This is a genomic window from Bdellovibrio sp. (genome assembly GCF_036384735.1).
Lineage (GTDB): Bacteria > Bdellovibrionota > Bdellovibrionia > Bdellovibrionales > Bdellovibrionaceae > Bdellovibrio.
On the sequence record NZ_DASVLT010000069.1, the window covers coordinates 1 to 24194 of the forward strand.

25 protein-coding genes are annotated in these 24194 nt (G+C 44.2%); 12 read left to right on the plus strand and 13 right to left on the minus strand.

Features of this window, described 5'->3' with window-relative positions; all coding sequences use genetic code 11:
- Window positions 1-136 precede the first annotated feature (136 nt).
- Both VF412_RS19125 and VF412_RS19130 read right to left on the minus strand, forming a co-directional pair.
- Window positions 137-616, minus strand: coding sequence for a GreA/GreB family elongation factor (locus VF412_RS19125; RefSeq protein WP_331340877.1), 480 nt, complete (start codon window positions 614-616; stop codon window positions 137-139).
- A gap of 10 nt (window positions 617-626) precedes the next feature.
- The gene (locus VF412_RS19130; protein ID WP_331340878.1) at window positions 627-1442 is read right to left on the minus strand and encodes a phospholipase A; all 816 of its coding nucleotides are present in this window, start codon (window positions 1440-1442) and stop codon (window positions 627-629) included.
- 78 nt (window positions 1443-1520) lie between these two features.
- Between VF412_RS19130 and VF412_RS19135 the strand changes: the two genes are divergently transcribed.
- On the plus strand, window positions 1521-2810 hold the full coding sequence (locus tag VF412_RS19135) for an Hsp70 family protein (RefSeq protein WP_331340879.1): 1290 nt from the start codon (window positions 1521-1523) through the stop codon (window positions 2808-2810).
- On the opposite strand, the gene VF412_RS19140 is transcribed toward VF412_RS19135, so the two are convergent.
- Window positions 2807-2935, minus strand: a complete 129-nt coding sequence (locus VF412_RS19140) for a hypothetical protein (RefSeq protein ID WP_331340880.1) — start codon at window positions 2933-2935, stop codon at window positions 2807-2809. The genes VF412_RS19135 and VF412_RS19140 overlap by 4 nt on opposite strands.
- 185 nt (window positions 2936-3120) lie before the next feature.
- Here VF412_RS19140 and VF412_RS19145 point away from each other — a divergent pair, with 185 nt between their 5' ends.
- Window positions 3121-3783 carry a PilZ domain-containing protein gene (locus tag VF412_RS19145; RefSeq protein WP_331340881.1) on the plus strand — a complete coding sequence of 221 codons (663 nt, stop codon included), beginning with the start codon at window positions 3121-3123 and terminating at the stop codon, window positions 3781-3783.
- 3 nt (window positions 3784-3786) lie between these two features.
- Here VF412_RS19145 and VF412_RS19150 read toward each other — a convergent pair whose 3' ends face one another.
- Complete coding sequence (locus tag VF412_RS19150) at window positions 3787-4584, minus strand: SDR family oxidoreductase (protein WP_331340882.1); 798 nt, start codon at window positions 4582-4584, stop codon at window positions 3787-3789.
- A 95-nt stretch (window positions 4585-4679) separates the two neighbouring features.
- Between VF412_RS19150 and VF412_RS19155 the strand changes: the two genes are divergently transcribed.
- The gene (locus VF412_RS19155) at window positions 4680-5732 is read left to right on the plus strand and encodes an AI-2E family transporter (RefSeq protein WP_331340883.1); all 1053 of its coding nucleotides are present in this window, start codon (window positions 4680-4682) and stop codon (window positions 5730-5732) included.
- 18 nt (window positions 5733-5750) lie between these two features.
- On the plus strand, window positions 5751-6086 hold the full coding sequence (locus tag VF412_RS19160) for a hypothetical protein (protein ID WP_331340884.1): 336 nt from the start codon (window positions 5751-5753) through the stop codon (window positions 6084-6086).
- Window positions 6087-6088: 2 nt separating this feature from the next.
- Here VF412_RS19160 and VF412_RS19165 read toward each other — a convergent pair whose 3' ends face one another.
- On the minus strand, window positions 6089-7708 hold the full coding sequence (locus VF412_RS19165) for a fumarate hydratase (RefSeq protein ID WP_331340885.1): 1620 nt from the start codon (window positions 7706-7708) through the stop codon (window positions 6089-6091).
- A 423-nt stretch (window positions 7709-8131) separates the two neighbouring features.
- On the opposite strand from VF412_RS19165, the gene VF412_RS19170 reads away from it, so the two are divergent.
- Window positions 8132-9652, plus strand: a complete 1521-nt coding sequence (locus tag VF412_RS19170; protein ID WP_331340886.1) for an MFS transporter — start codon at window positions 8132-8134, stop codon at window positions 9650-9652.
- Window positions 9653-9847: 195 nt separating this feature from the next.
- Window positions 9848-10819: a universal stress protein gene (locus VF412_RS19175; RefSeq protein WP_331340887.1), complete on the plus strand. Its 972-nt coding sequence runs from the start codon at window positions 9848-9850 to the stop codon at window positions 10817-10819.
- Window positions 10820-10822: 3 nt separating this feature from the next.
- On the opposite strand, the gene VF412_RS19180 is transcribed toward VF412_RS19175, so the two are convergent.
- On the minus strand, window positions 10823-11338 hold the full coding sequence (locus tag VF412_RS19180; RefSeq protein ID WP_331340888.1) for a helix-turn-helix transcriptional regulator: 516 nt from the start codon (window positions 11336-11338) through the stop codon (window positions 10823-10825).
- 522 nt (window positions 11339-11860) lie between these two features.
- On the opposite strand from VF412_RS19180, the gene VF412_RS19185 reads away from it, so the two are divergent.
- From VF412_RS19185 to VF412_RS19195, 3 genes are all read left to right on the plus strand, one after another.
- Complete coding sequence (locus VF412_RS19185) at window positions 11861-12487, plus strand: TetR/AcrR family transcriptional regulator (RefSeq protein ID WP_331340889.1); 627 nt, start codon at window positions 11861-11863, stop codon at window positions 12485-12487.
- Between the two features lie 246 nt (window positions 12488-12733).
- On the plus strand, window positions 12734-13783 hold the full coding sequence (locus VF412_RS19190; protein ID WP_331340890.1) for a voltage-gated chloride channel family protein: 1050 nt from the start codon (window positions 12734-12736) through the stop codon (window positions 13781-13783).
- On the plus strand, window positions 13767-14765 hold the full coding sequence (locus tag VF412_RS19195) for a nitronate monooxygenase (RefSeq protein WP_331340891.1): 999 nt from the start codon (window positions 13767-13769) through the stop codon (window positions 14763-14765). The genes VF412_RS19190 and VF412_RS19195 overlap by 17 nt, the downstream gene beginning before the upstream one ends.
- Here VF412_RS19195 and VF412_RS19200 read toward each other — a convergent pair whose 3' ends face one another.
- The 6 genes from VF412_RS19200 to VF412_RS19225 all read right to left on the minus strand — a co-directional run bounded on the left by VF412_RS19200 (window position 14766) and on the right by VF412_RS19225 (window position 18039).
- Window positions 14766-15251 (minus strand): DUF4442 domain-containing protein, encoded by a 486-nt coding sequence (locus VF412_RS19200; protein WP_331340892.1) that lies wholly within the window; start codon window positions 15249-15251, stop codon window positions 14766-14768. It lies immediately after the preceding gene.
- A gap of 239 nt (window positions 15252-15490) precedes the next feature.
- Window positions 15491-15874 (minus strand): DUF1634 domain-containing protein, encoded by a 384-nt coding sequence (locus VF412_RS19205; RefSeq protein WP_331340893.1) that lies wholly within the window; start codon window positions 15872-15874, stop codon window positions 15491-15493.
- Window positions 15874-16689: a sulfite exporter TauE/SafE family protein gene (locus VF412_RS19210; RefSeq protein WP_331340894.1), complete on the minus strand. Its 816-nt coding sequence runs from the start codon at window positions 16687-16689 to the stop codon at window positions 15874-15876. Before VF412_RS19210 ends, VF412_RS19205 begins: the two co-directional genes overlap by 1 nt.
- Window positions 16690-16702: 13 nt before the next feature.
- Window positions 16703-17092, minus strand: coding sequence for a hypothetical protein (locus VF412_RS19215; RefSeq protein ID WP_331340895.1), 390 nt, complete (start codon window positions 17090-17092; stop codon window positions 16703-16705).
- 69 nt (window positions 17093-17161) lie between these two features.
- The gene (gene arfB / locus VF412_RS19220) at window positions 17162-17563 is read right to left on the minus strand and encodes an alternative ribosome rescue aminoacyl-tRNA hydrolase ArfB (protein ID WP_331340896.1); all 402 of its coding nucleotides are present in this window, start codon (window positions 17561-17563) and stop codon (window positions 17162-17164) included.
- A complete protein-coding gene (locus VF412_RS19225) occupies window positions 17563-18039 on the minus strand; it encodes an OsmC family protein (RefSeq protein ID WP_331340897.1) in 477 nt (158 codons plus the stop codon). The genes arfB and VF412_RS19225 overlap by 1 nt, the downstream gene beginning before the upstream one ends.
- Window positions 18040-18160: 121 nt before the next feature.
- Here VF412_RS19225 and VF412_RS19230 point away from each other — a divergent pair, with 121 nt between their 5' ends.
- The 3 genes from VF412_RS19230 (at window position 18161) to VF412_RS19240 (ending at window position 21654) form a co-directional block, all read left to right on the plus strand.
- The gene (locus tag VF412_RS19230; protein WP_331340898.1) at window positions 18161-19744 is read left to right on the plus strand and encodes an Rnase Y domain-containing protein; all 1584 of its coding nucleotides are present in this window, start codon (window positions 18161-18163) and stop codon (window positions 19742-19744) included.
- A gap of 163 nt (window positions 19745-19907) precedes the next feature.
- The gene (locus tag VF412_RS19235) at window positions 19908-20345 is read left to right on the plus strand and encodes a response regulator (RefSeq protein ID WP_331340899.1); all 438 of its coding nucleotides are present in this window, start codon (window positions 19908-19910) and stop codon (window positions 20343-20345) included.
- A 283-nt stretch (window positions 20346-20628) separates the two neighbouring features.
- Window positions 20629-21654 carry a hemolysin family protein gene (locus tag VF412_RS19240; RefSeq protein WP_331340900.1) on the plus strand — a complete coding sequence of 342 codons (1026 nt, stop codon included), beginning with the start codon at window positions 20629-20631 and terminating at the stop codon, window positions 21652-21654.
- 33 nt (window positions 21655-21687) lie between these two features.
- On the opposite strand, the gene VF412_RS19245 is transcribed toward VF412_RS19240, so the two are convergent.
- Window positions 21688-24147: an acyl-CoA dehydrogenase gene (locus VF412_RS19245; RefSeq protein ID WP_331340901.1), complete on the minus strand. Its 2460-nt coding sequence runs from the start codon at window positions 24145-24147 to the stop codon at window positions 21688-21690.
- Between the last annotated feature and the right edge of the window lie 47 nt (window positions 24148-24194).

Here is a 24194-nt window from a genome sequence, read left to right on the forward strand (position 1 = left end):
CAGCGCCACTTCTTCAGTTGTGATTTTGAAAGATGGCGTGAACTACACAGATTCTTACGAAGTGCAGGGGTTGCAAATTGTCTTCCAGAATAATCTGCCTGCGGGCAACTATACTTTAAGTTATAAATGTCAGTAATTATTGAACAGAGATGATCTCGTACTCAAGAACTTGCTCACCTTTTTCGACGATCGCAACTTGACCGACTTTTAAGCCCAATAGAGCCTCTCCCAGAGGACTATTGGGTGTAATAACTTGAATACGCTGTCCTTCAAACTCAATCGTGACCCCGCCCCCTTTAGACATAATAAAAAAGAAACTACGCTTATCGTGCAATTCAACTTCAACCAATGCGGTTGATGAAATCACATCATTAGAACCAAACTCTTTAGGTTCTAAATGCTTGTAGATAACCAGTAATTCTTCCGTTTCAACGATGCGTTTAGATTGAGCTCCGGCCAAATAGGAAGCCTCTAAGCCGCGGGTGTCGTATTCGTTTTCAGGTTTGCTTTCTTCATGAGTTGCCGCTTCCGCTGTGACACGAGCTGCTTCTTTTAAAACAGCCAGATCTTTTAGAAGCTGTTCACGAATGTGGGCAATGAATTTAATTTTATCCAAAGTAGACCCCTTAAAACTTAAGTCCTACCCTGAATTCATTCACCCTTTCATTATAGTTAAGAAGAGTTTCAGCAAAGCCATGGTAGTACTGCAAATAGAACGCTGGTACTACTTTAACTCCGCCCAAATGGAAGTCAAAGCTTAGCTGGTAACCGCCCTTATCCCATTCCGTCCCGTATTTTCCTCCGGGATTTGCGTTTAAGATAACTTCCAAATGATCCAACCAGTAATCAAATCTTTGAATGAATTTAAGCTGAAATTCAAAAGGGCTGACGTAATCAATAATATCTCTATTCGTATCATCGATATCGTAAAGGATCTGCGCCTTGGCGTCAAATTCCCACAGCCACCTTTTTGTGTCATAAATGATCTTCGCGCGAAGATAGCTATCGTCATAGGACCTAGAGTCGTCAGATCCCTTTCCATTTGAATGATGCTCCCAAAAACCAAAATCAAAGGAACGAAGCCACGGCAGATCTGATTTCATGCGATAGAAGAATTCAGGATTGTAGGTGGCATCCAAAAAAGGTTTTGAATTGGCAGTTAATTCCCAGAAAATGATCTGCGAGTAACCAAAATTTAAAGGAAACTCTTCAAACAACGGAACACGAAAACTCAGTTGAATCTTAGTCAAAGGATTTCCATAAGCAAAATACATCGGCTTGTAGGCAAGAATTTTAAGACTGTCCTGCAAATCTCGCAGATCTGGCTGGCTAGCTGCCTGTGTGTTCTGAGAAAGCTCCTCTGCAGGCTTTAGAACAGTTTGACCAAGGGAGAGCTTTGAAAATAGTAAAATTGCACACAGGCACCACGTACTTAGTCTCATAACATAAAGTGTAGGAGTTTTAGCAATTCAGATAAAGAATTGGCCAACGGAACTGCTCTATGACAACATAAAACAACTATGTCTGATTCAATTCTTGCCATTGATTTTGGTACAAGCAATTCCCTCGTAGGCGCCTATCACAACGGAAAGACCGTAGCGGCTCTTCCCTTGGATCCCAAGGCCAATGACCCAACGCTGATGCGCACGCTTTTGTATTTTCCAAATCCTGATCTTTGCTATTACGGCGTCGAGGCCATTGATCAATACATCGAGCAAGACATGGAAGGTCGACTATTTAGATCTTTCAAATCTCATCTTCCCAATCAAAATTATTTGGGCACTGTTTTAGACAATCGCATCCTGACTTTAGAAAGCATGGTGGGAATTTTCCTTCTTGAACTCAAAAAGCGTGCTGAAAAGGCTTTAGATACCTCTGTCGAGCGCGCCGTCATTGGTCGCCCCGCACGTTACTCGATGGATGCTGTGGCTGATGGCTTTGCCCTTCACCGTATGGAAAAAGCGGCTCAGTGGGCTGGTTTCAAAGAAGTTCAGTTTGTTCCTGAGCCACTCGCTGCCGCTTTTGATTACCGTCGTCAAATTGATAAAGAGAAAATTGTCCTGATCGGCGACTTTGGTGGAGGAACTTCAGATTTTACTTTAATTAAACTTCGCCCCGAAGGCTTTGACAAAAAAGATGTTCTAGCTATCGATGGCTGTCCTCTGGCGGGTGATGCTTTAGATAGTCTATTCATGAGCAACAAGCTCAACGAGCACTTTGGAGCAAAGTCTCGCTATCGTCTTCCCCTTAGTAGCAATGTTTTGACCATGCCTTTAGGTGTAAGCCAAAAACTAAATCACCCCGCCCATATTGTGCATCTCAAGGAAAAAGACACCTACGAATTTATTCGCGAAGTTCGCAAATGCACGATCACTGGTAAAGACAAGACTGCCATCGACAGACTCTTCATCTTATTGGAAGACCAACAGATCTTTCCTTTCTTTGAACGTATTGAAAAAACCAAACGCGACCTCTCTCAACAGGATCAGACCGTGTTTGACTTTAATTACCCTGGATTGGAAACCACCGAAGATTTTAAGAGCAGCCAATTCGTTGAATGGGCCCAAGATACACGCACACGTATATTTGAAGCCCTTGACCGTTGTCTTGAATCCGCAGGTCTTCGCAGCGATCAAGTGGATCTGGTATGCCTTACCGGAGGCACCGCCAAAGTACCTTTCATTCAAAAGGAGCTTCAGGACCGCTTTGGCCAACAACGCCTGCAAACGCAGTCCCACTTCCACTCGGTCTTAGGAGGCCTCGTAGAGTCAGCTGCTTTCTGGGGAAAAGGTCAGAAGGTGGTCGACTAAGTACAGCCTCTGATCAAATAAAGAACCAGCAAAACTGGGATTGGCACACCAATCAACCACAGGACAATCCAGCCGATTCTGCCGGCCCGATCTTTTAAGGTGAGGCTACGTTGAGTTTTATTCATAAAGATCCTCCCTTGTTCGTTAATCTTATCCATATCTTACCCTGTCTCATTTTTAGATGTTAGAAAATCGCGACTGTAATTTTCCTCTAGACACCTGTCTAAGGACTTTCAATTAAGAGACGTTTGCTTTGATTTTAAATTGGCTTCCTCTTTGCTTTGTAGCAACTCCACAGGGGGAATGAACCATGAAAACAAAACTTGTTCTAACGGGCACTCAAACAATTCCACGCATCTTTAAAAAGGAGAAAGATTTCGACGTGCAACTTGTAGATAGCCCGTACATTGTGAAAGATCTTGCTGCAGAAAATAACGAGCCCATGATTCTTGTCGCGTATTTGCCATTCATGGAAATGCGTCACTTCGATTTGTATTCGCATTTTCACAAAACCTATCCGCACATGCAGACCATCTTTGTCGTGAATGAGCTTTCCGCAAATATGAAATTAAAATTAAAACACAATGAAGAGTTCATAGTGCTCTGGAAAACCGAAGAAAACAGTCTTCTTGAAAATATCAAGCAGGCCTTGCATGGAAAACGCATCAAGCTTCGTCAAGACAAGCGTCAGTCCCACGACTTACGCGGGCTTTTAAGCCCTTCCGCATTGCCGTCGGGGAATAAAAATACAGGCTTCAGACCTATGTTGCCAAGCTCGTTCGAAAATATTTCCGATCACGGCTCATGCTTAAAGATTTCGGCCAAATATTACGAGCCGAAAGACTTCGTCAACTTATCTTATCAAAACAAAGAAGGCGACTTCGTCACCATTCAAGGCCAAGTGCGATGGTCAAAATGGAATGCCGACGAACAAACGCAAGAGCTGGGCTTGCACTTTGTTTCGTCGAATTAAATCTCACGACTGAGGGCTGACTCTTTCCTTTCCCTGAAGTAAGCGCAGGATTTTTAAAATCAGTGCGCGCGGTGATATACGCAAGGATTGCACCATTAACTTGTTTCCCAAGCCATGGATGGCCACCGTTTTTTTATTCATGAACGCTTTATATCCGTATTCAGCTACTGAGCGGGACGTCGGCATATTCAAGTACTGAAGAATTTTGGCTTTATCCATGTTGGCCGTTTTTTGAAAGCCAGACAATGTAGGCCCAGGGCACAATGCTGTGACGTGAACTCCCGTGCCCTGAAGCTCTTCATTGATGGCCTCTGAAAAACTTAAGACAAAGGATTTTGTCGCATAATACACGGCCATAAAAGGTCCTGGCTGAAAAGCAGCGGTGGATGCCACATTCAAAATACCTCCGCGCTTCGCGTTCACCATCGCAGGTAAAAAGGTATGCGTGATACGCACAAGACTTTCCATATTAAGCCTCATCATATCTTCTAACTTTTTCCAATCCGCATACAGGAAAGCTTCGTGGTCCCCAAAACCTGCATTGTTCACGATGTTTTCTAAAAAGATATTTCGGTCCTCGCAGAAGGTTTGAAAGTCATTACTGTTCTCAGGTTTCGTTAAATCCAAAGGCATCACATAGACATCGACGGAATGTTTCTTATGCAACTCATCTGCAAGCTCGTTCAAAACATCTTTTGAGCGAGCGGAAAGAATCAAATTATGACCGTGCTCTGCAAAGATCTTTGCAAATTCGTAACCGATTCCGCTACTGGCACCTGTGATAAGAGTAAAATTGGACATGCTGCCTCCAAGATCTAAAGAAATCCTCATTTGCTGCAGAAATCAAGAGGTCTTCCTGCTTGCCTCACCATAAAAAACATGAGTTCATTTAAAACATGATTGAAGCACTTCGCAGCAAACCTCACGTTGTCATTTCTCTTATTGTCATTTTGCTTTTGGGACTCTTTTTTTACATCAATCTTCCCTTTGCGATACCATTTATTTTGGCTGGAATTTTCGCTCTTGGCCTGCAGGACTTCGTCAGCCGCATGACCAAACGCTGGAAACTTCCGCGCTGGCTTATCATCACTCTTGTGATGATTGCAGGCCTTGCTATTTTTTGGATTCCGCTCAGCCTTGCCGTTTACCGTGGCATCATGGCAGTTAAGATTCCTGAGAATCTACAGGGTAGTCATCTCACAGAACAATTGGACATTTTAAAAAATTTCACAGTGGAACTTGTCGCAAAAGTATCAAACATTGTGGGCGTGGATTTAACCTCCCCCGTTCGTCAAACCTTGGAAAATCTAATTCGCAAATCAGGGGAATTAATTTTAAGTTTCTCGAGTGATATCATCCGCTCGGCACCAAGCATTGTTTTTAATGGCTTTATGTTCTTGGTTTTTCTAGCAGCTTTACTTGGTCAAGCCGAAGCCTTCAAAAGGTTTATCATGAAATACAGTGTTGTAGACGATACTGTCACCGAAAAGATGATCCAGGTTCTAAAGATCAGCTGCTCTGTTACATTGTTTTCAACTTTCATCGTGGGACTGATTCAGGCGGGCATCATTGGCTTCGGAAGTTTAATTTTTGGCGAAGGTGACTTCTGGCTTGTGACACCTGTTACTTTCGTTTTGTCATTCATTCCTGTCATTGGCGCTGGCCCTGTTGGTTATTTGATATCCCTACTGGCTTTCTTAGGCAATCGAACAGGGGCAGGCATCGGAATGCTTGTCATTGCAATTGTGGCAAGTACCATTGATAACGTTTTAAAACCCCTGCTTATCGGCGGGAAAGACAAGAAGATTCCAGCTCTTTTGGGTTTCACTTGTGTTCTTGGCGCCATCGTCATGATGGGACTTCCAGGCCTTCTTTTAGGGCCGGTATTATTAAATGTCGTCATTCGCGCAGTTCCTCTTTTACTTCCTGAACTTAAAAACCATGACTGATCAAAAAGGATGAGTGAGATGAAAACACTATGGGCTATTTTAGCTTTAATTGCTTTAGCACTTCCTGCCTTAGCTGATGAGGAAATCCAACGCACGACTTATGTTAGCGGCAACGGTCAATACAGTGCTTACTGTACTGCCAATGATATGTTTTGCAGTCACAATGTTCAGCAGTATGCAGAACGCCAAGGCATTCAAGACGCAGAGACAAGATGCGAAATCAACCAAGGCACTCCGCTAACCTACACGGCGACTTGCAACACATTCTGCACTCCCGCCTACATTCCCCCAGGCACAAGCACCTGGGTGTCTTGTAGAGCTGACTGCCGCATGCAATGTGATGTAAAAGACTAAAATTACAGTTTACGAATCACTGACTTGAAGAAATCATTTCCCTTATCGTCTACGATGATAAATGCCGGGAAGTCCTTCACTTCAATTTTCCAAACTGATTCCATTCCCAACTCTGGAAAGTCTAAAACTTCTACTTTGGTGATGCACTCTTTGCCCAAACGAGCGGCAGGCCCACCTATAGATCCAAGGTAGAATCCACCATATTGCTTACAAGCCTCTGTCACTTGTGGCGAACGATTGCCCTTGCCTAGCATGATCATCGAACCACCTAAGCTTTGGAATGTTCCCACATAAGGGTCCATACGCTCAGAAGTGGTTGGACCGAACGAACCCGATGCATAACCCTTTGGAGTTTTCGCTGGACCTGCGTAGTAAACCGCATATTGCTTGAAGTATTCAGGAACACCTTCACCGCGATCAACTTTTTCCTTCAACTTCGCATGCGCGATATCACGAGCCACGATCATAGGACCATTCAACATCACACGTGTCGCTACTTTTTGTTGAGAAAGAATTTTTAGATTCTCTTGAATAGGTTTATTCAAATCAATTGTGATCGCTTCTGCCGCGGCATCTTTCAAATGATTTGGAAGATATTGTTCTGGATGAAGTTCCAATTGCTCTAGGAAAATACCCTCACGAGTGATTTTACCTTTGATATTACGATCCGCAGAACAGCTCACGCCCACACCAATTGGACAGCTTGCACCATGACGAGGCAAACGAATCACACGCACGTCATGCACAAAGTATTTACCGCCGAATTGCGCACCAATACCTGTTTCACGAGCCCAGCCTTCAATCTTCTTTTCCATCTCAAGATCTCGGTAAGCGCGACCACCTTCAGAGCCTGAAGTTGGAAGACCATCCAAGTAACCCGCAGAGGCATACTTGACGATTTTCAAAGTTTCTTCCGCCGAAGTCCCACCTACACAGAATGCCAAATGATACGGAGGACAAGCCGCCGTTCCCAACGAATTCAAAGTATCGCGCACAAAAGTTTCAAATCCATCCGGATTCAAAACTGCTTTTGTCTTTTGATACAAATAGGACTTATTCGCACTACCGCCGCCCTTTGCTAGGAATAAGAAATTATACTCATCCCCTTGCTCGGAATAGATATCAATTTGTGCTGGAAGATTTGATCCGGTGTTTTTCTCTTCAAAGAAGGAAACCGGAGCCATTTGTGAAAAACGCAGATTTCTTTTTTGGTAGGTATTGTAAATACCCTTAGAAAGAAATTCTTTATCGTCAGCACCTGTGAAAACACGCTCACCTTTTTTACCAACCACAATAGCAGTGCCGGTATCTTGGCAAGATGGGAATTCCATTTGCGCTGCGATGATCGCATTTTTGATAAGATCTAAAGCAACGAAACGGTCATTGGCAGAAGCCTCGGGATCTTGAAGAATTTTTTCCAATTTCGACATGTGAGCCGGACGAAGAAGATGCGAAACATCGCTTAGTGCTTCTTGCGCTAAAAGCTCAAGAGCTTCCGGCTCTACAACTAGAACTTCCTTATCGCCGAATTTTTCGACGCGCACATGATCAGAAGAGATCTTTTTGTATTGAGTTGTATCTTTTTGCTTTTCATAGAGTGGGGAATATTTGAATGATGACATACCACAACATTAAAAGAAGCCTTACGCGCGCGCAAGCCTCGGTGCGGCTTTTAGATGGGATGTGAGGTGGGATCTGATGAGCCGTGATCACGGCATTTTGGGGACCGGGCACTCTCACGCTTGAGAGGTGGTCAAGGACCTTACCGAGGGGCGAAGGATCAATCTCTTGTCTCCTTCTGATACACAACATATCGCCCTGGACCTATAAGCACAAACAGATAATATTTGTACTTCCCATAACTTTTGCTTATGTATAACTCTACCCTGGTTTCATGTAAATTATGCCGCGCCTCTCAGTTGTGAACACTTCTGGTAACCCTAACAAAACCCTAAAGATTTCAGAGGAAAAATAGGGCTTTCCCAGATTGCAAAATCTTTATTTATCCTTTACGTTCTCCAGCGAAATTAAATCAAGGAGCCACCATGGCATTGTTTCTTGTGAGCCTATGTCTCGCTGCAGTAATCTTTCTGTATTTTGCGAACAATCCGCTAAATCATTCCCGTAAGTTCATGATGCGTCGTTTTGTAAACTGGTTCCCATTAGGAATGAGCTACGCATTCCTTTACATGGGTCGCTACAACTTGAACGTTGCGAAAAATGCTTTGGGCGACATGATGACCAAAGAGCAATTTGGTTTGATCTTCGCAGCCGGCACAATCGTTTACGGCTTCTCGTTTCTAATCAATGGTCCCCTGGTCGATAAGATCGGCGGTAAGAAAGGGATCATCATTGCCACTTTAGGCGCCTCCTTGATGAATATTTTCATGGGTATCGCAACATATCTGTATGTCATGGGCCGCATGCGCTCAAATATGGTTGCGATCTTCTCGCTTTTGTTTGCACTGAACATGTTCTTCCAAAGCTATGGTGCCGTTTCTATCATCAAGGTAAAAGCTTACTGGTTCCACGTTCGTGAACGCGGTGTCTTCGGCGCCATTTTCGGAACTTTGATTTCTTTCGGTGTGTACTTTGCCTTCGACTGGGGTCAAGCCATCGTAGAGGCGTCGAAACTTCACCCGACTGACAGTTCTTTCGTTACAAACACAATCCAACACCTTTTCGCGGTAGACACTGGAAAAACAGATGCGACTTGGTTGGTGTTCTTCATTCCGGCGATCATCTTGATTGCTTGGGCTTTGATCGACATGGTTCTTTTGAAAGATTCTCCGGCGGAAGCAAACTTTGGTGAGTTCGATACGGCGGATGCTTCTTCTGACGACGACGCTGACGTTAAAATCACAATGGGGCTTGTACTTAAAAAGGTATTTTCGAGCCCGATCATGTACACCATCGCCTTGGTGGATTTTACATCCGGAGTTCTTCGTAACGGTATTATGCAATGGTATCTTGTTTTCGCGAATGAAATGAAGGCAAGCAATCCTACTTACTATCAGGGCATGGAATTCTTCACGAAAAACTGGGGCCTTCTCTTATGCCTGACTGGCATTATCGGCGGCTTTGTTGCGGGTATGGTTTCCGACCGTCTTTTCCAATCTCGTCGTGGTCCTCCAGCAGCTATTAACAACGTGATCATGATTGTCCTTTTGATCATCATGGCGGTATTCTTGTTCCAAAGCCCGACAATCGTTGGTGGCGCTGCTGTTCTTATGGCCTTGGCGGTTATTGGCGTTCACTCTTTGATGTCTGGTACTGCGGCGGCTGACTTTGGTGGTAAGAAAATGACTGCCACTGCTTCTGGCATCGTCGATGGTTGTGTTTATTTGGGTTCTGGTTTGCAATCTTTGGCGATTGGTTACTTGTCAGCGAAGAGCTGGTATTTCTGGCCGATTTTCTTGATCCCATTTGCATTCCTTGGCCTATTCCTTTCCATGAAAATGTGGAACGAACTTCCAGAGGCGACTAAGAAGTACATTCTTAGAATGGAAAAGCAGGCTGCGAAAGAGCAGGCCGCTCAGTCTCACGTGGTAGATCCTGCGACTTAATTTTAAATTAAATTTCGATTTTTTAAGAGGATGGTCGCAAGCCATCCTCTTTTTTTATGACCATCAGGCAATAATCTGGCCTCGCTCCTGTATCGTGACACTTCATTCAGCCCACCCCTTGCGCGAAACATCCCTTATAAGGCGCAATAAAGGTAGGTCTATATTCTGAAGTTCAGAATCACAGGCGGAGGATCTATGAGAATCATTTGGGCGATGGATGCATTCGAAGACAACAAAGAGCTCAACGAAAAAATGGCCGAAAGTTTGATTCATCTTTTTGAGCAAACTCGTGCGGAAATAGAGCCTCTTTATCTTCTTCGTGAAAACGAAATCGTGCTTCCTACTTACGAAGTCCCGACCTGGGTGACGGATCACTCTCGTACGGCGGAGTCGCTTTTTAAAGAAGTTCTTGAAGATTACAACCTCCCCTTCTTGCAGGAACCTCATGTGATCCCTCACGCCTCACAATCCCATGCTGGTGCAGCAGAAGTTCTTTCCGACTATGCGGTTCGCACAAAGGCGGATCTGATTGTTGTCGGCAGCCATGGCCGCCATGGATTTCAAAGATTCATTTTAGGAAGCTTTGCAGAAAGTTTACTTCTACAGTCTGAAGTCCCCGTCTATGTCATTGGCGCTCAGTGCAATCATACGAATGGAGTAAAGAATATTCTTTTCCCTACAGAGTTCGGAGATCATTCAAAAGAAAACTTCAAACATGTCTTGAGTTTCGCACGCTTGTTCAATGCTGAAGTGACGCTCTTCCATGCGATCGCTCGTCCGATTGAAAGTTTATTTGATTTAGATACTCGTCCGAAAGTTTACAACTTCCGCGGTAAAATGCTGACCCTGGAACAAATTATCGAACATCAGATTGAACATCAAACACAACGAGCTCATCACTGGATTGACTGGGCGGCTCGCGAAGGTGTCCAAGCCGGTTTCCGTGTGGATAGCAGCTTTCAACCTATTGATAAGTTGATTTTGGATTCTATTGATAAAGACGATATTGATCTGATTATGATGGAAGCCCAGAGCGGCCCGATGAGTGCTGCTATTTTAGGAAGCTACACTCGCAATGTGGTTCGCGCCGCCCATTGCCCTGTCTATGTATTTACACGTCACTTTTACGACCAACAAGAAGACCGCTTCATCGAAACGGCTCCTTAAAAATTAGGCGCGTAACTGTGAAGGACGCATCGAAGAAGGAAGTTTCTTATACGCATTGTTTAGATGCGTCTTGAGTGTCGCTTTCGATATGAATAATTTTTCTGCGATTTGAGCGTTTGTTAATCCCTGCATCACCATCTGCATGATGCGGGCCTCGCTTTTTGTAAGACCACGATCGATAAAGAAGTGTTCCTGTTTTTCAATGCGCTCTTGATCACTTTCCAATGGGTAAAACATTGTTGTGATCTTGTCGCCGTCATTAACAACCATGGCGTCAACTTTAGAACCCTCAAGGTCTGTACTTTTAAATAGCTTCATTCCTTGAGAAAGGGCCGAGCACTCCTCGATCTGATTATAAAGTTGCATGCAGGCCTTGCTGCACACTTGCCCCGTTAGATTCCCGCACATGCGAAGGGAAACGTCATTTTGGAATAGAACGGTCTTGTCCTGATCCTTCACGCAAATACCCAGTTTGCTACCCATACATTTTAGACCATTAAATTCTTGATCTGTGCTCACATCAACCTCCAGCTGATACCATCATCATAAAAGGTTTAACTAGAACTCCGCGATGATCTGGATCATGAATTAAAAAGATTTTTTGTCTTTTATAAATGTGAGCCCGCGATTCGCAACAGCCATTGTGCATAGCGATGTATGACATATAGTGAGGATCCTTAACACTGCTTAAATCCACTGTTTTTCAGGTTTTACATAGGTGCTCTTAAAAATTTTCATTTAAAATTATGAATGTTTATTCTTATTTATAACTAATGAGTAATAACTTTTTGCTTAATATGTCGGCATTTTTATAAATTTGCACAGATTTTTGATTTCAAACTAGTAATAATAGATAAATATGGCACTCTCGTATCAGAATAAGACTATAGTTCATTAAAATGTTAAGATTTCTTTAAAACGTACCTCGTAATAACCCCGTGGTACTATATAACAATACTTTATTGTACAGTATTGAATATTAAACCCTAAACGACGAATATGAACCTGAGCAAAGTTACTGAACCTCGAAAGGAGGACATCATGGGCGCAGCTCCCGTTACTCACACAAATCCTGAAAAGAAATATATGCTTAAGATTCCGGTCCAGAAGAGATCTAAGGAGACCGTTGCAAGCATCGTAGAATCATGTGCAAGACTTCTCGTTCAAGAGCCTTACCACGCTATTACAACTGATAAAATTGCTGAAATGGCTGGGGTGAGCATTGGTTCCCTTTACCAATTCTTCGCGAACAAAGAAGCCATCGTAGCCGCAGTGATCGACGATCTTTTGCAAAAGGACTTGGTTTACATCGAAGACCAACTTTCTAAGCTACAAACTACGGATCTCGATGCAAAAGTTCACGCTTTCATCGACATCGGATTCTCAAGATTCCACGACAACCGACCTTTAAGAACTGCTCTTCAAGGCGTACAAGGTATGTTGGATTATTGGGAAACACGTCGCGTGTTCTTCGAGCACTACCAAAAGGCCGTTTTGGCTCACATGCCACAGCTTCCTGGTCGTGATCGTGACATGGTTGCACTTTTCATCGTCAGCTCCTTTAACAACATCTTGCAATTGAGCCTTCTCGGCCCCCAATCGCAAGAGAGAGAGCAGGCGGTTAAGAAAGAAGTGTACACTTTGATCAGCCGTTACTTACAACCTTAAAAAGAACTTGCCTCTTCAAACCCTCCTCGTATCCTTAGATACTAGGAGGGTTTTATTTTTTCCGCACACTTTAAATCCCCAGAACAAATTCGCATTCTTCCACAAGTTATTAAATGGCTATTTATTGCCCTTCTTGTTGGCATTTTTGCTGGAACAGCATCAGCCGGATTTCTAACGGCTCTTGATCTTGTCACTCGATATCGCGAAAGCCATGGCTGGTTGCTTTTCCTTCTTCCCGTGGGTGGAGTGATCATCGCTTTTCTCTATTCTCAATATGGCAAAGGAACTGACGCCGGAAACAATTTGATCATTGATGAGATTCACGATCCTCGCTCTGTAATTCCTCTGCGAATGACTCCTTTGGTTTTACTTGGAACTTTGGCAACCCATCTTTTTGGGGGTTCTGCTGGTCGCGAAGGAACTGCGGTACAAATGGGTGCGAGTCTCGCAGATCAATTCACGACGGTTTTCCGCCTTGATTCGGAAGATCGGAAATTGATTTTGATGGCAGGTATGTCGGCAGGTTTCGGTTCGGTGTTTGGAACCCCGTTAGCCGGCGCTATTTTTGGGCTGGAAGTCCTAAGTATTGGGCGCATGCGGTACTCGGCGCTTCTTCCCTGCTTTGCTGCTGCTATTATTGCAGATCGCGTTTGCCTTTCTTGGGGTATCACTCATACGCATTATAGTGTTGCGATTCTGCCGGCAGTGACGGCCTTAAATCTACTCTACGCTTTGATTGCGGGTGTTTGCTTTGGCCTTTGCGCCTATCTTTTTTCTTGGAGCATGCACAAGGCAACAAAGATTTTTAAAAATAGCATCCCCTCGCCGCTTTTACGTGCATTTGTCGGTGGGATTTTAGTTATTATCTCGGCTACTATTCTCCAGACGACACGCTATTTAGGATTGGGTGTTCCGGTTTTAGTGGAAAGCTTTGCTCTCCAGGTTCCACCATATGATTTTATTTTGAAATTAATTTTTACGGTTGTAACTCTGAGTTCCGGTTTTAAAGGTGGCGAAGTGACTCCTTTGTTTTTCATTGGAGCGACTTTAGGAAATGCTTTATCATTCGTCTTACCACTTCATTATAGCCTGCTTGCCTCCATGGGTTTTGTCGCGGTGTTTGCTGGCGCCGCAAACACGCCACTCGCATGCACGCTGATGGCTCTCGAGCTTTTTGGAACAACTCCGGCAGTCTTTGCCGCCATTGCCTGCGTGGCTAGTTATTTGTTTTCTGGTCATTCGGGAATTTACCATGCACAACGCCTTGAGGTGCGAAAATATGCTGAAAAAAATTGAGACTCCATTTACGAAAATGATGAATATTGATTTTCCAATTATTGCGGCGCCTATGTTTTTGGTGAGCAATGAAAATCTTGTCACCCAAGCCAGCGAAGCTGGTGGAATTGGAACTTTCCCCGCTTTGAATTATCGTCCCCTTGAAAGATATGCAGAAGCATTGAAGACAATAAAATCACAAACGAAAAAGCCCATCGGGGTCAACATCATCGTAAATAAGAGCAATACTCGCCAGAATGATGATTTGAAAATTGCCCTCGATCACGGTGTAGACATGTTTATTACTTCCTTAGGAAGTCCCAAACGCGTGATTGAAGAGGCCCATAAAAATGGAGCCAAAGTTTTTTGTGATGTAACGAACCTAGAACATGCTTTGAAAGTTCAAGACATGGGAGCTGACGGAGTCATTGCTGTGGGAGCTGGTGCTGGCGGGCACGCGGGTCCTATTTCTCCTCTTGTTTTGATTCCTTGGCTTAAGACTCGATTGCAAATCCCTATTATCGCAGCCGGTGGCATCTCTCATGGGTCTATGATTACCGCATGCTTGGCACTAGGCGCCTCTGGTGTGAGCATTGGAACACGATTTATCGCAAGCCGTGAGGCTCAGGTTGATGAAGCTTACAAAAAGGCGATCGTTGATTCAACACCTGAAGACATCGTTATGACAACTCGAGTTTCAGGAACTCCGGCAGCCGTGATCAACACCCCTTACGTGCAAAAACTGGGAACGGATCTTCCTTGGGCTTTCAAGATTTTGAAAGAACACAAGATGACCAAGAAATATATGGTACCGTTAATTCACTTAATGGGGATGAAATCTTTAGAGGAAGCCGCAATGAAGCCCACTTGGAAAACGGTGTGGACAGCGGGTCAATCCGTCGGTCTTGTGGAAGAAATCCTCACTGTTCGCGAAATCTATCAGAAATTGATTTCGGAATACGACCAAAGCGTGAAACTTGTTTCACACCTTGGTGTCGAATAACTATTGCTTCAAAGATCTGTTTTTTACAGACAGAGTCAGCTCATAAGTCATGACTGGCTCTGTTGGATTTTTAGAAGGAACAACAGCATACCCCTTCATTTTTCTTTCCACACGACCCGGATTTGTTTTTGATTCTTCTATCACACCAAGAACGTGTTCGATCTCTTCACAAATAAAATGAACGTCACCATCTGCGCGTTTTAAGAAACTTGCCTGAAAATCTTTAAACACAAAATCAATTTTCTGCTTACTTTCCGCAATGGCAGCAACCGCAGGGGCCACCAAAGAAAGCTCTGCTCCGATTCCTAAAGCCCCGAAGTACATCGAGTTCAAATGGTTTTTTGTTCTAAACGTCAGCGGAATTTTTAGAACAAATTTCTGATTTGTCATTTCAATCACACGCGGTGAACAGAATAAAACCAGAGGAATTTTTACGAGACCGTACAAATTAATAAACGCCGTGAATTTAAGATTTTTCATGTTCATAATAAACATCTTAGGACTCGAGACCAGAGAAGGACTAGAACTTTTTATTAAGCCCAGCCCATTTTGACGAAACAGATCCGCCGGAGTCTAATAAAGACATAGACAGGTTGCCCGTGAAAAGTCCCCGAGATAGTTCTCTCTCAAATTCCCTCCTTCTCACGGACACCTGCCTTTTTATAAAGTCCCCTTTATTGAGGCCCTTAAAAAAGGAAAGCATGCCGATCAGTGAAGGGGCTTTCTTAAAGATCTATGCCTAGAAAACAGCTAGCTATAAGAGCGATAAAGACCAAGAAAGCCATCAAAGCTAAGACGTAGTCTTTTTGTTTAATAAATAAGACACCCGTCATAAACACACGAGCCACAGGTAATAATACCAACAACACCATACCAATGATAGAGATCATCATCGCACGATCGTTGTTCACCAAAGACCAATGAATGCTTTCAATTAACTTAGTCGGTTCATAGGTTTGAAAACTTCGAAGGCTATCGCCATTTTTAATCCACAGCCAAACCCAACCAATCAATAGAAACACACCGGAAATCAAAACACCCACACGAAGCAAGTGGCTGATAATCAATTCAAGGCGATGAAGAGCATCGTGTCGTGGATCCGGCCTCATTACTTCAACCCCTTGATGATCATTTGAATTGAAACGATGGACAAGACCACCACAAAGATCTGACGAATTCTATGGGCTGGCATTTTCATCATCACCTTTGCCCCAATGAAAGATCCAATGATAATTCCCACGGCCACAGGAGCTGCGATTTCGGGACGAACATCACCTTTCAACAGGTAAGCACCCGCGCTGGCCGAGGCTGTTACACCAATCATAAAATTGGATGTCGCAGAAGAAACCTTGATCGGAAGCTTCATTGCCCCATCCATTGCAAGAACTTTGAAGATTCCACTGCCGATACCAAGAAGCGCCGAAAGTATGCCCGCGCCAAACATGGCAAACAACCCCAAGGGAACATGCTCAACCTTGTAGTCAACCCAGCCGCCACTTCCATCAGGCATCGCACTGTCTAACTTTAATCTGCTGGCCCAAGGATGATTTTGAGTCGAATAATGCTCTTCACGTTTTCGCAACATCATCAATGCCGAGAAGAAGAGGAACACACCGAAAAGTAAAAATAAAAACTGCGGTTTGATATATGCAGATATTAAGAACCCCACGATAGCGCCAGAGACTGTTCCAATTTCAAGAAACACGGCCAAACGCAAATTCGTCAGAGAATCCTTCAAATAACTGGCGGCCGCACCTGAGGACGTTGCAACAATAGAAATCAAACTTGCCGCAATCGCATAACGAATATTCACGTGATAAAGAAGGGTCAACACCGGGACAACGATTATGCCCCCACCCAATCCCAGCAACGCGCCAAGAAACCCAGCGCCGATGGCGGACACTAACAATAAAATTTCATACATACAAATACCTTACTTACTTAGGACATTCATACAAGCGAACTAAGCGCGCTCCGAAGTAAGTATCTTTCTTATTAAGTTGCCAAGGTGGATATGGAAGGAAAACCGCATCAGCGCATTGTCCCTTTTGAGCCACAGCCCATTGTCTATCTTCAGACGATGCCGTGTAAATCTCCCCTGTCTTTTGATCTTTAATTCCGACTGCAAACGAGAAGACTTTCTCGTTGATGTTGCTTTCCGCACGGGAAATCAACGCCACGGGAATCTCGACTCTTTCTACGGCTGTGATTTCACCTGTCACTTTTTTAGAGAAGATCACACTGTAGTTATCAATCACCGCCCAAATAATCGCGCCAATGATAACTAGAACCAACAAAAGCTTTAGAAATTTTGAGATTGCTGCCATATGCGGAAATTATGGTGACGAGCACTAAGGGCGTCAACAAAAAGCTCTTTGTGTCATATTACAGCGAGATTAGTAATCAATCTTCTTACGATTCGATTTCACTTCAGAGGCACGCTTCTTTCCCTCCAAACGCTTGCGCACAGAGCTGCGCGTGGGCTTAGTCGCATAACGTTTCTTTGGAACAAACAAAGCTTTTTGCAATAGCGCTTGCAGTTTACGAATGCATTCTGAACGATTTTGATCTTGATCACGATGAATCTCGCTTCGAATCAAAAGATCCCCTTCGCTCGTTAGTTGTGACGAAAGCTTTTCAATCAAACGTGCCTTGACATCTTCGTTAAATGCCTGGGTGTTGAACAAATTCCAGCGCAAGATCGCCGCCGAATTCGTACGATTTACATTTTGCCCCCCAGGCCCCCGGGATCTGGCATAACTGAAATTAAGCTCATGAAAGGGAATACTGATTTCCATTATATCTTTGCTTCCGCCAAGGCCTCGCTAAAATCAGCACGCCCTTCGCCGATCAATTGTTCATTTAAGAACACTTGATATTTGATTGGCGATGTCGAAACCACCATCGCACTCACACCACAGTATTTGGTCATTGAAAGGGTCACAGCTTTCATCACTTGGGCCTCTTTCGCATCAGAGCTTTTAACTCTGAATTTTAAAAGCACCTCGTTAAAAATTGCCGGATAACCTGAGGTTGTTTCCGTCTCAGATGTAATGTCACAAGCCTGAAGATCAATTCTCATTTTTTGCAAAATTGAGACGACATCGATTCCCGAACAGGCACAAATACTTGCTAGCAGGACTTCTTTGGGAGTTGGACCTTGGTCATTTCCGCCCGATTCTTTTTTCGTGTCCATCACAAAGCGATGCCCTCGAGTTTGTGCCTCGAACCCCTGGCCTCCGGTCCATTTTGTTTCACAGCTAAAGTGCCCCATTCTTCCTCCTAGTGCGTTAGAAGAGAAAGCAAGAATAACTCTGATAACGCCGGAAGTAAACAGTCGGAAAATTTGCGTGGCGCACGTCTCCGAGGTAAACTTATTAGGTTAGGAGTCTGATATGTTAGTAGTATTTGCTATAGCCCTGGTTGCCGTTATTGCCGGATGTGGTTTGGGCATGGCTTTACATAAGTTGCAAAACGCCAGAACTCTTCGCCTAGCTCGCGAAGAGGCGCAAGAAATTATCGATGAAGCAAACCAGGCCGTTGAACTGCGTCAGCTTGAAGAAAAAGAACGCATTCAAGAAATCGAAATGGAGATGTGGACCAAAGTTGAACCTGACATGTTGAAGTCAGAAGGTCGCATCGAGGACTTGCAGGAAGTTGCCAACGAGAAAAAAGCCAAAGCCGATCAAATCGTTCAGGAAGAGAAAAAGAAACTTCAAGAGCGCGAAGCCGATGTGAAATCTCAAGAACAAGCTTTGAAAGGTCAAGAAGCCGAACTCAGCAAAGTGAAGGACGTGCAAAAATCTTTGAATAAAGATTTCGTGGAAAAGCTAACCTCGAAATTGGGAACGTCTGCGGAAGATTTCAAAAATCAATTGAAAACCAAAATGGAAGAGGAAGCAAAACTTCGCTCCGTCCGCTTGGCTCAGGAACACGAAGAAGATACGAAAGAGCACGCTGAAACAAAGGCTAAGAAAATCTTGGGCCTTATCATTGATCGCTTTGCTCGTCCCTACTGCGCAGAACGTGGTATCGGTGCTGTGAATTTCCCAGACAATCATGTTCGTAAACTTTTCTGCGACCCTGCTGGCGCTAATATCAAAGCCGTTCAAGATGCGTGCGGTTGCGACATTATCGTTGAAGAAGGTTTAGAAATGGTCGGAGTGGCAGGATTCGACCCTGTTCGCCGCGAACTGACTCGCAGAACTTTAGAAAGAATTTTTAAAGAAAAGAAAAGTATCACTCCTGATTTCATCAAAAAAATCGCTGAAAACCAGAAAAAAGAACTTTTCAAAAATATCAAACACGATGGCGATTCTTTAGCAAAGGAATTGAAACTTGAAGGTTTGAATGCAGAAATCCGTCAGATGATGGGATCCTTGCGGTACCGTTACTCATTCACGCAAAATCAATACTTCCATTGTGGCGAAGTGGGTTGGCTGGCAGGCCTTTTGGCTTCAGAACTGAATCTGGATATCAAGAAAGCACGTCGTGTTGGCATGCTTCACGATATCGGCAAATCTATGGACCACGTCATGGAGGGCGGACATGCCGTGATTGGTGCTGATTTCATCGCAGCTCGCGGTGAAGCTCCGGATGTGGTTCACGCGGTGAAAGCCCATCACTTTGACGAGCAACCTTCTACAGATCACGCATTTCTGGTCATCGCAGCTGATGCGATTTCAGGCGCACGCCCTGGGGCACGTCGTTCAACGATTGAGTCTTATAATCAAAAAGTATCAGAGCTTCAGGACATTGCCCGCAGCTTCCAAGGCGTTACTGATTGCTTTGTGTTAAGTGGCGGACGCGAATGCCGCGTTATGGTCAATGGCAAAAAAGTAGATGACAGCATGGCGTTGGATTTGTCGAAAAAAATTGCCGCACGCATCGAAGAAGAGTGCAATTATCCCGGACAAATTAAAGTTGTTGTGGTCCGCGAAACAGTTGTCACAGAACAAACTCGTAAAGAGCTAGCCTAACTTTATTACATCTACTCTGATTTAATCAGGGTAGATGTGAGGTCTATCTGCGTTAAAACAGACCTTTCATTAAAAGCCCTTCATGCTTCTTCTTTTTAGAAGATTCTTAAATCCATATCGGTTCAAATTGATAAGTGCAACGCACATTGAGGAGAACCCCAATATGACACTAGAAACTTCGTCTCAAACTTCACTGGAAAAGCAACATACACCACGCGTGCTGGTGATTGATGATAGCTTGGATTCAGTGAAGCTGATGTCTCACATCCTCGATCACTACAAATGCGATGTCACAATGGCTTTCGATGGTCAAGATGCCATCCCCCTCCTTGTGAATAAGCAGTTTGATTTGGTTGTTTTAGACTGGCAAATGCCACAAATGGGTGGTCGCGATACTTTGTTGTTGATGGATCGTCTTTTGACAGAAAGGAAAGTTCACAAGATTCGCAAACCAATTCCTGTGGTGATTTACACAGGCCACAGCGAGGAGGAGTTAGATCTTCCTCTTGTACGTAACTTTTCTTATCTGGGCTTTATCAACAAACGCCAAGCATTTAGTTCGATGATGAGATCTTTCAATTTTATTTTGCGTTCGATCTAGGTCACTCTAGGAACGCTAAGTTTGTGGGGCCCTTGCATTCTAGCAAGGGCCCACAACTCCATCCACAAGTACGGAAAACTCTAAAAGCAGCCGTTTCCGGATTAGCCGGCAGGAAATTTTTAACATCTGTTATGACAAGTGACGAAAGAAAATTTATTTCTCGCGCCTGCTTTGATCTTCCTTTTATGAATTGATATCTTAAATTTATGGATCCTGATCCCTCGAAACTTTTAAGCTTTTCTTATTCTATTTCTTCCATTTTGATTTCAACGAAGGAGCACTCGTGACCGAGCTGCTGATTGTAGTTCTTTGCCTCTTTCTCAATATGATTTTATCTGGCGCCGAAATGGCCTTTGTCACTGTTCGCAAAATGCAACTTCGAAACGTAGCGGACAAAGATAAACGCGCGGCACTCCTTTTGCGTCTCAAAGAAAATCCAGAGCGTACATTAAGCGTGGTGCAAATTGGAATCACTCTTGTGGGCGCTATCGCATCCGCCGTTGGTGGCGCGGGAGCTAGCGCCGCACTGGCGCCTTATTTAATAAGTGATTTCAACCTTTCAGAACGAACAGCTGAAGCGATTTCTATCGCCATCGTAGTCATTCCAATTTCCTATTTAAGCGTTGTGGTAGGTGAACTCGTTCCTAAAACACTGGCCTTAAGAAACTCTTTGGCTATTTCTCTATGGGTCTCACGCGGCCTTTACTTAGGAGAAAAATTGCTTTCCCCTGCGGTGTGGATTTTAGAAAAATCCACACACTTGATTTTAAAGGTATTCAGCCTGACTGAAAATGCCGATAGAAATATCGAAGACGATCTTGAAATCGAAGACCTTCCCCACCAGACCAAGCAATATGTTATGAACATCGTGAGCGCAGATAAAACAATTGCTCGAGAAATTATGTTACCATGGAAGGATGTCATCTTCATTCGCAAAACCGACTCTGTAGAGGACGTCGAAACTATTATCATCAATAGCGGTCACACCCGCCTGCCCGTAATGGAAGATGGCAATATTGTGGGACTTATCAACAGCAAAGATTTTTTTGTAGCCCGCACCTATAAGGATGCTGACTGGCACAGCATTATTCGTCCTTGCTTGAAGTTTAAATCTTTCGAACCGTTATTTCGCATCTTAGTGAAGATGCAGGAACAAAAATCACATATGGCAGTAATTTACGAGCGCGCCCAAATTGTGGGCCTCGTCACGATGGAAAATATCTTTGAAGAGATTATTGGTGATATCTTCGATGAAGACGACGATGGGTACGTTAAAAAATTACTCGCAAGTCGCAGTCGCCGTAGATAAAAAAAGGGAGCTTTTCAGCTCCCTTTTTTTTATTTAGCCTTTAATAACTTTGTTGGCGTGGTATTGCTCTTCATTGAAGTCGTCTACCAAGATCGCGTCGTAGCGTACTGCATCTGCTTCAGTCAGAAGCTTCGCTTCGTCCGCTGTGATCACGTTTTTGTTACGGGCATCGTCGATTAGCAAGTTCGTTTTCTTTTTAGGAAGAACGCCTTCACGGATCGCTTTTTTGATTTTCTTTTCAGCAGCTTCTGCTCGCAAAGAAACAGAGAAAGCGTAATCCAAACGACCTACAGCTTGATCACGCTCTTTCGGCAAGTAGATGCCTTCAGTCAAACGATCACGGATACCGTCTTCTTTCATCATTGAAGAAGCGATAGCGTGTGTCCAACCGTCAGACGCTTGCGAACCGATAGAGTTGATACGAGACCATGCACCCAACCAGCCTTTGAAGAACCAACGAAGACCAGGGATCTTCAAGTTATCAAAGATACCATCGAAACCTTTTTGGATTTCAGCCATACATAGTTTCAAGTTGTAGTGTGCATATGGAAGATCTTCTTCACGACGACCTTCCGCTTCGAAACGACGAAGGATCGCCGTTGCGATGTACATATGAGCCAAGATATCAGCGAAGCGACCTGTGATTTTCTCTTTCATTTTCAAAGAGCCACCAAGTACGCCCATCGCCACGTCAGCAAGCAATGCAAACGTTGCAGATGTCCAAGACATACGACGGAAGTAGACCTTCATTTGCGGATGACAGTCTGGAGTCGCCGCCAAGTAACCGCGAGAGCATGACAACAAGATCGCGCGGCATGTGTTACGGATGATATGACCAATGTGTCCCATGAACGCTCTGTCGAACGCTTTCAAGTCATTTGCTTCGTATGCTTTTACTTCAGAGTAAGCAAACGGATGGGCACGAAGCGCACCTTGACCGAAGATGATCAATGTACGAGTCATGATATTCGCACCTTCAACCGTAATACCGATTGGTGTTGCGATATAGATTTCAGCCAAAACGTTACGAGGGCCCAAAGAAATACCGGCACCGCCCATGATGTCCATCGCATCAACGATCACTTTACGACCCATTTCAGTCGCATAGTATTTTTGCATCGCTGTGATAACACCTGGCTTGATACCTTTATCAAGAGCACCCAAGCAGTATCTTCTCATTGCCTCAAGAGCATAAGCAGAAGCACCGATGCGTGCTAGAGGCTCTTCAACACCTTCGAATTTTCCGATAGAAACACCGAATTGACGGCGAACAACTGCATGAGCAGAAGTTACACGAGCTGCCAACTTCGTACCGCCCGTTGCTTGCGCCGGAAGGGAAATACCACGACCTGCAGCCAAGCATTCCATCAACATCATCCAACCTTTACCAGCGTTAGCTAGACCACCAACGATAGCGTCTTCTGCGTCGACAACAACGTCTTTACCTTGAGTCGGACAGTTATAGAAAGGAGTATTCAATGGATCATGACGACGACCCAACACAACACCTGGAGTGTTCGAAGGAATCAGAGCTGCCGTAATACCTACGTCCTCACCTTTACCCAAAAGATTCTCTGGGTCACGAAGACGGAACGCCAGACCAATAACAGAAGAGATCGCCGCTAACGTAATCCAACGTTTATTCCAATTCAGACGGATTTTAATTTTGCCATCTGTATCTTTGAACAACACACCTGTTGAAGTGATTGAACCTGCATCAGAACCCGCTGTTGGCTCTGTCAAGCCGAAGCAAGGGATCTCTTTACCTTCAGCCAAACGAGGCAACCAGTGTTTTTTCTGAGCGTCAGTACCATAATGCGCCAACAACTCTGCAGGCCCCAAAGAGTTTGGAACCATCACTTGAATCGCAACTGCCAAAGAACGAGAAGAGATTTTCATGATCACTTCAGAGTGGCAAAGTGCAGAGAAACCAAGACCGCCGTACTCTTTCGGTACGATCATGCCCAAGAATTTTTCTTTTTTGATGTAATCCCAGATAGCTGGAGGAATTTCTTTCGTTTTATAGATTTCCCAGTGATCGATCATCTTACAAAGATTTTCAACCGGACCTTGCATGAAAGCTTTTTCTTCCGGAGTCAAATCTGGATAAGACTCTTTCATCAAATTCGAGAAATTTGGTTTACCAGAGAAAAGATCTTTCTCAACCCACACAACACCCGCATCCAGAGCCGCTTTTTCAGTATCTGAAATCTTAGGCAGGAACTCAAACTTCTTGAAGATAGCGAAAACGCCAGAAGTCACTAGAGCCGCGCGAATCGGCGCGATGTTGAAGATCACCGCCAGGACTGCGAACACTATCCACAACCAAGCCGGCGCGCCAAAGCCCGCCATGATCGCAGCAATTGCGATTGTCCAAACGATGAGAGGACTTCCGAAGAAGCCTACGAACAGCAAGAGCACCACAGAGCCCAAAACCCAAGCCCATGTGCAGCTCTCTAAAAAATACCCGTACAACGAGTTGATAGAGTCCACGATGTTTCTCCTTTTATTGCTAACCCCATTAATTAGAACTGGTAATA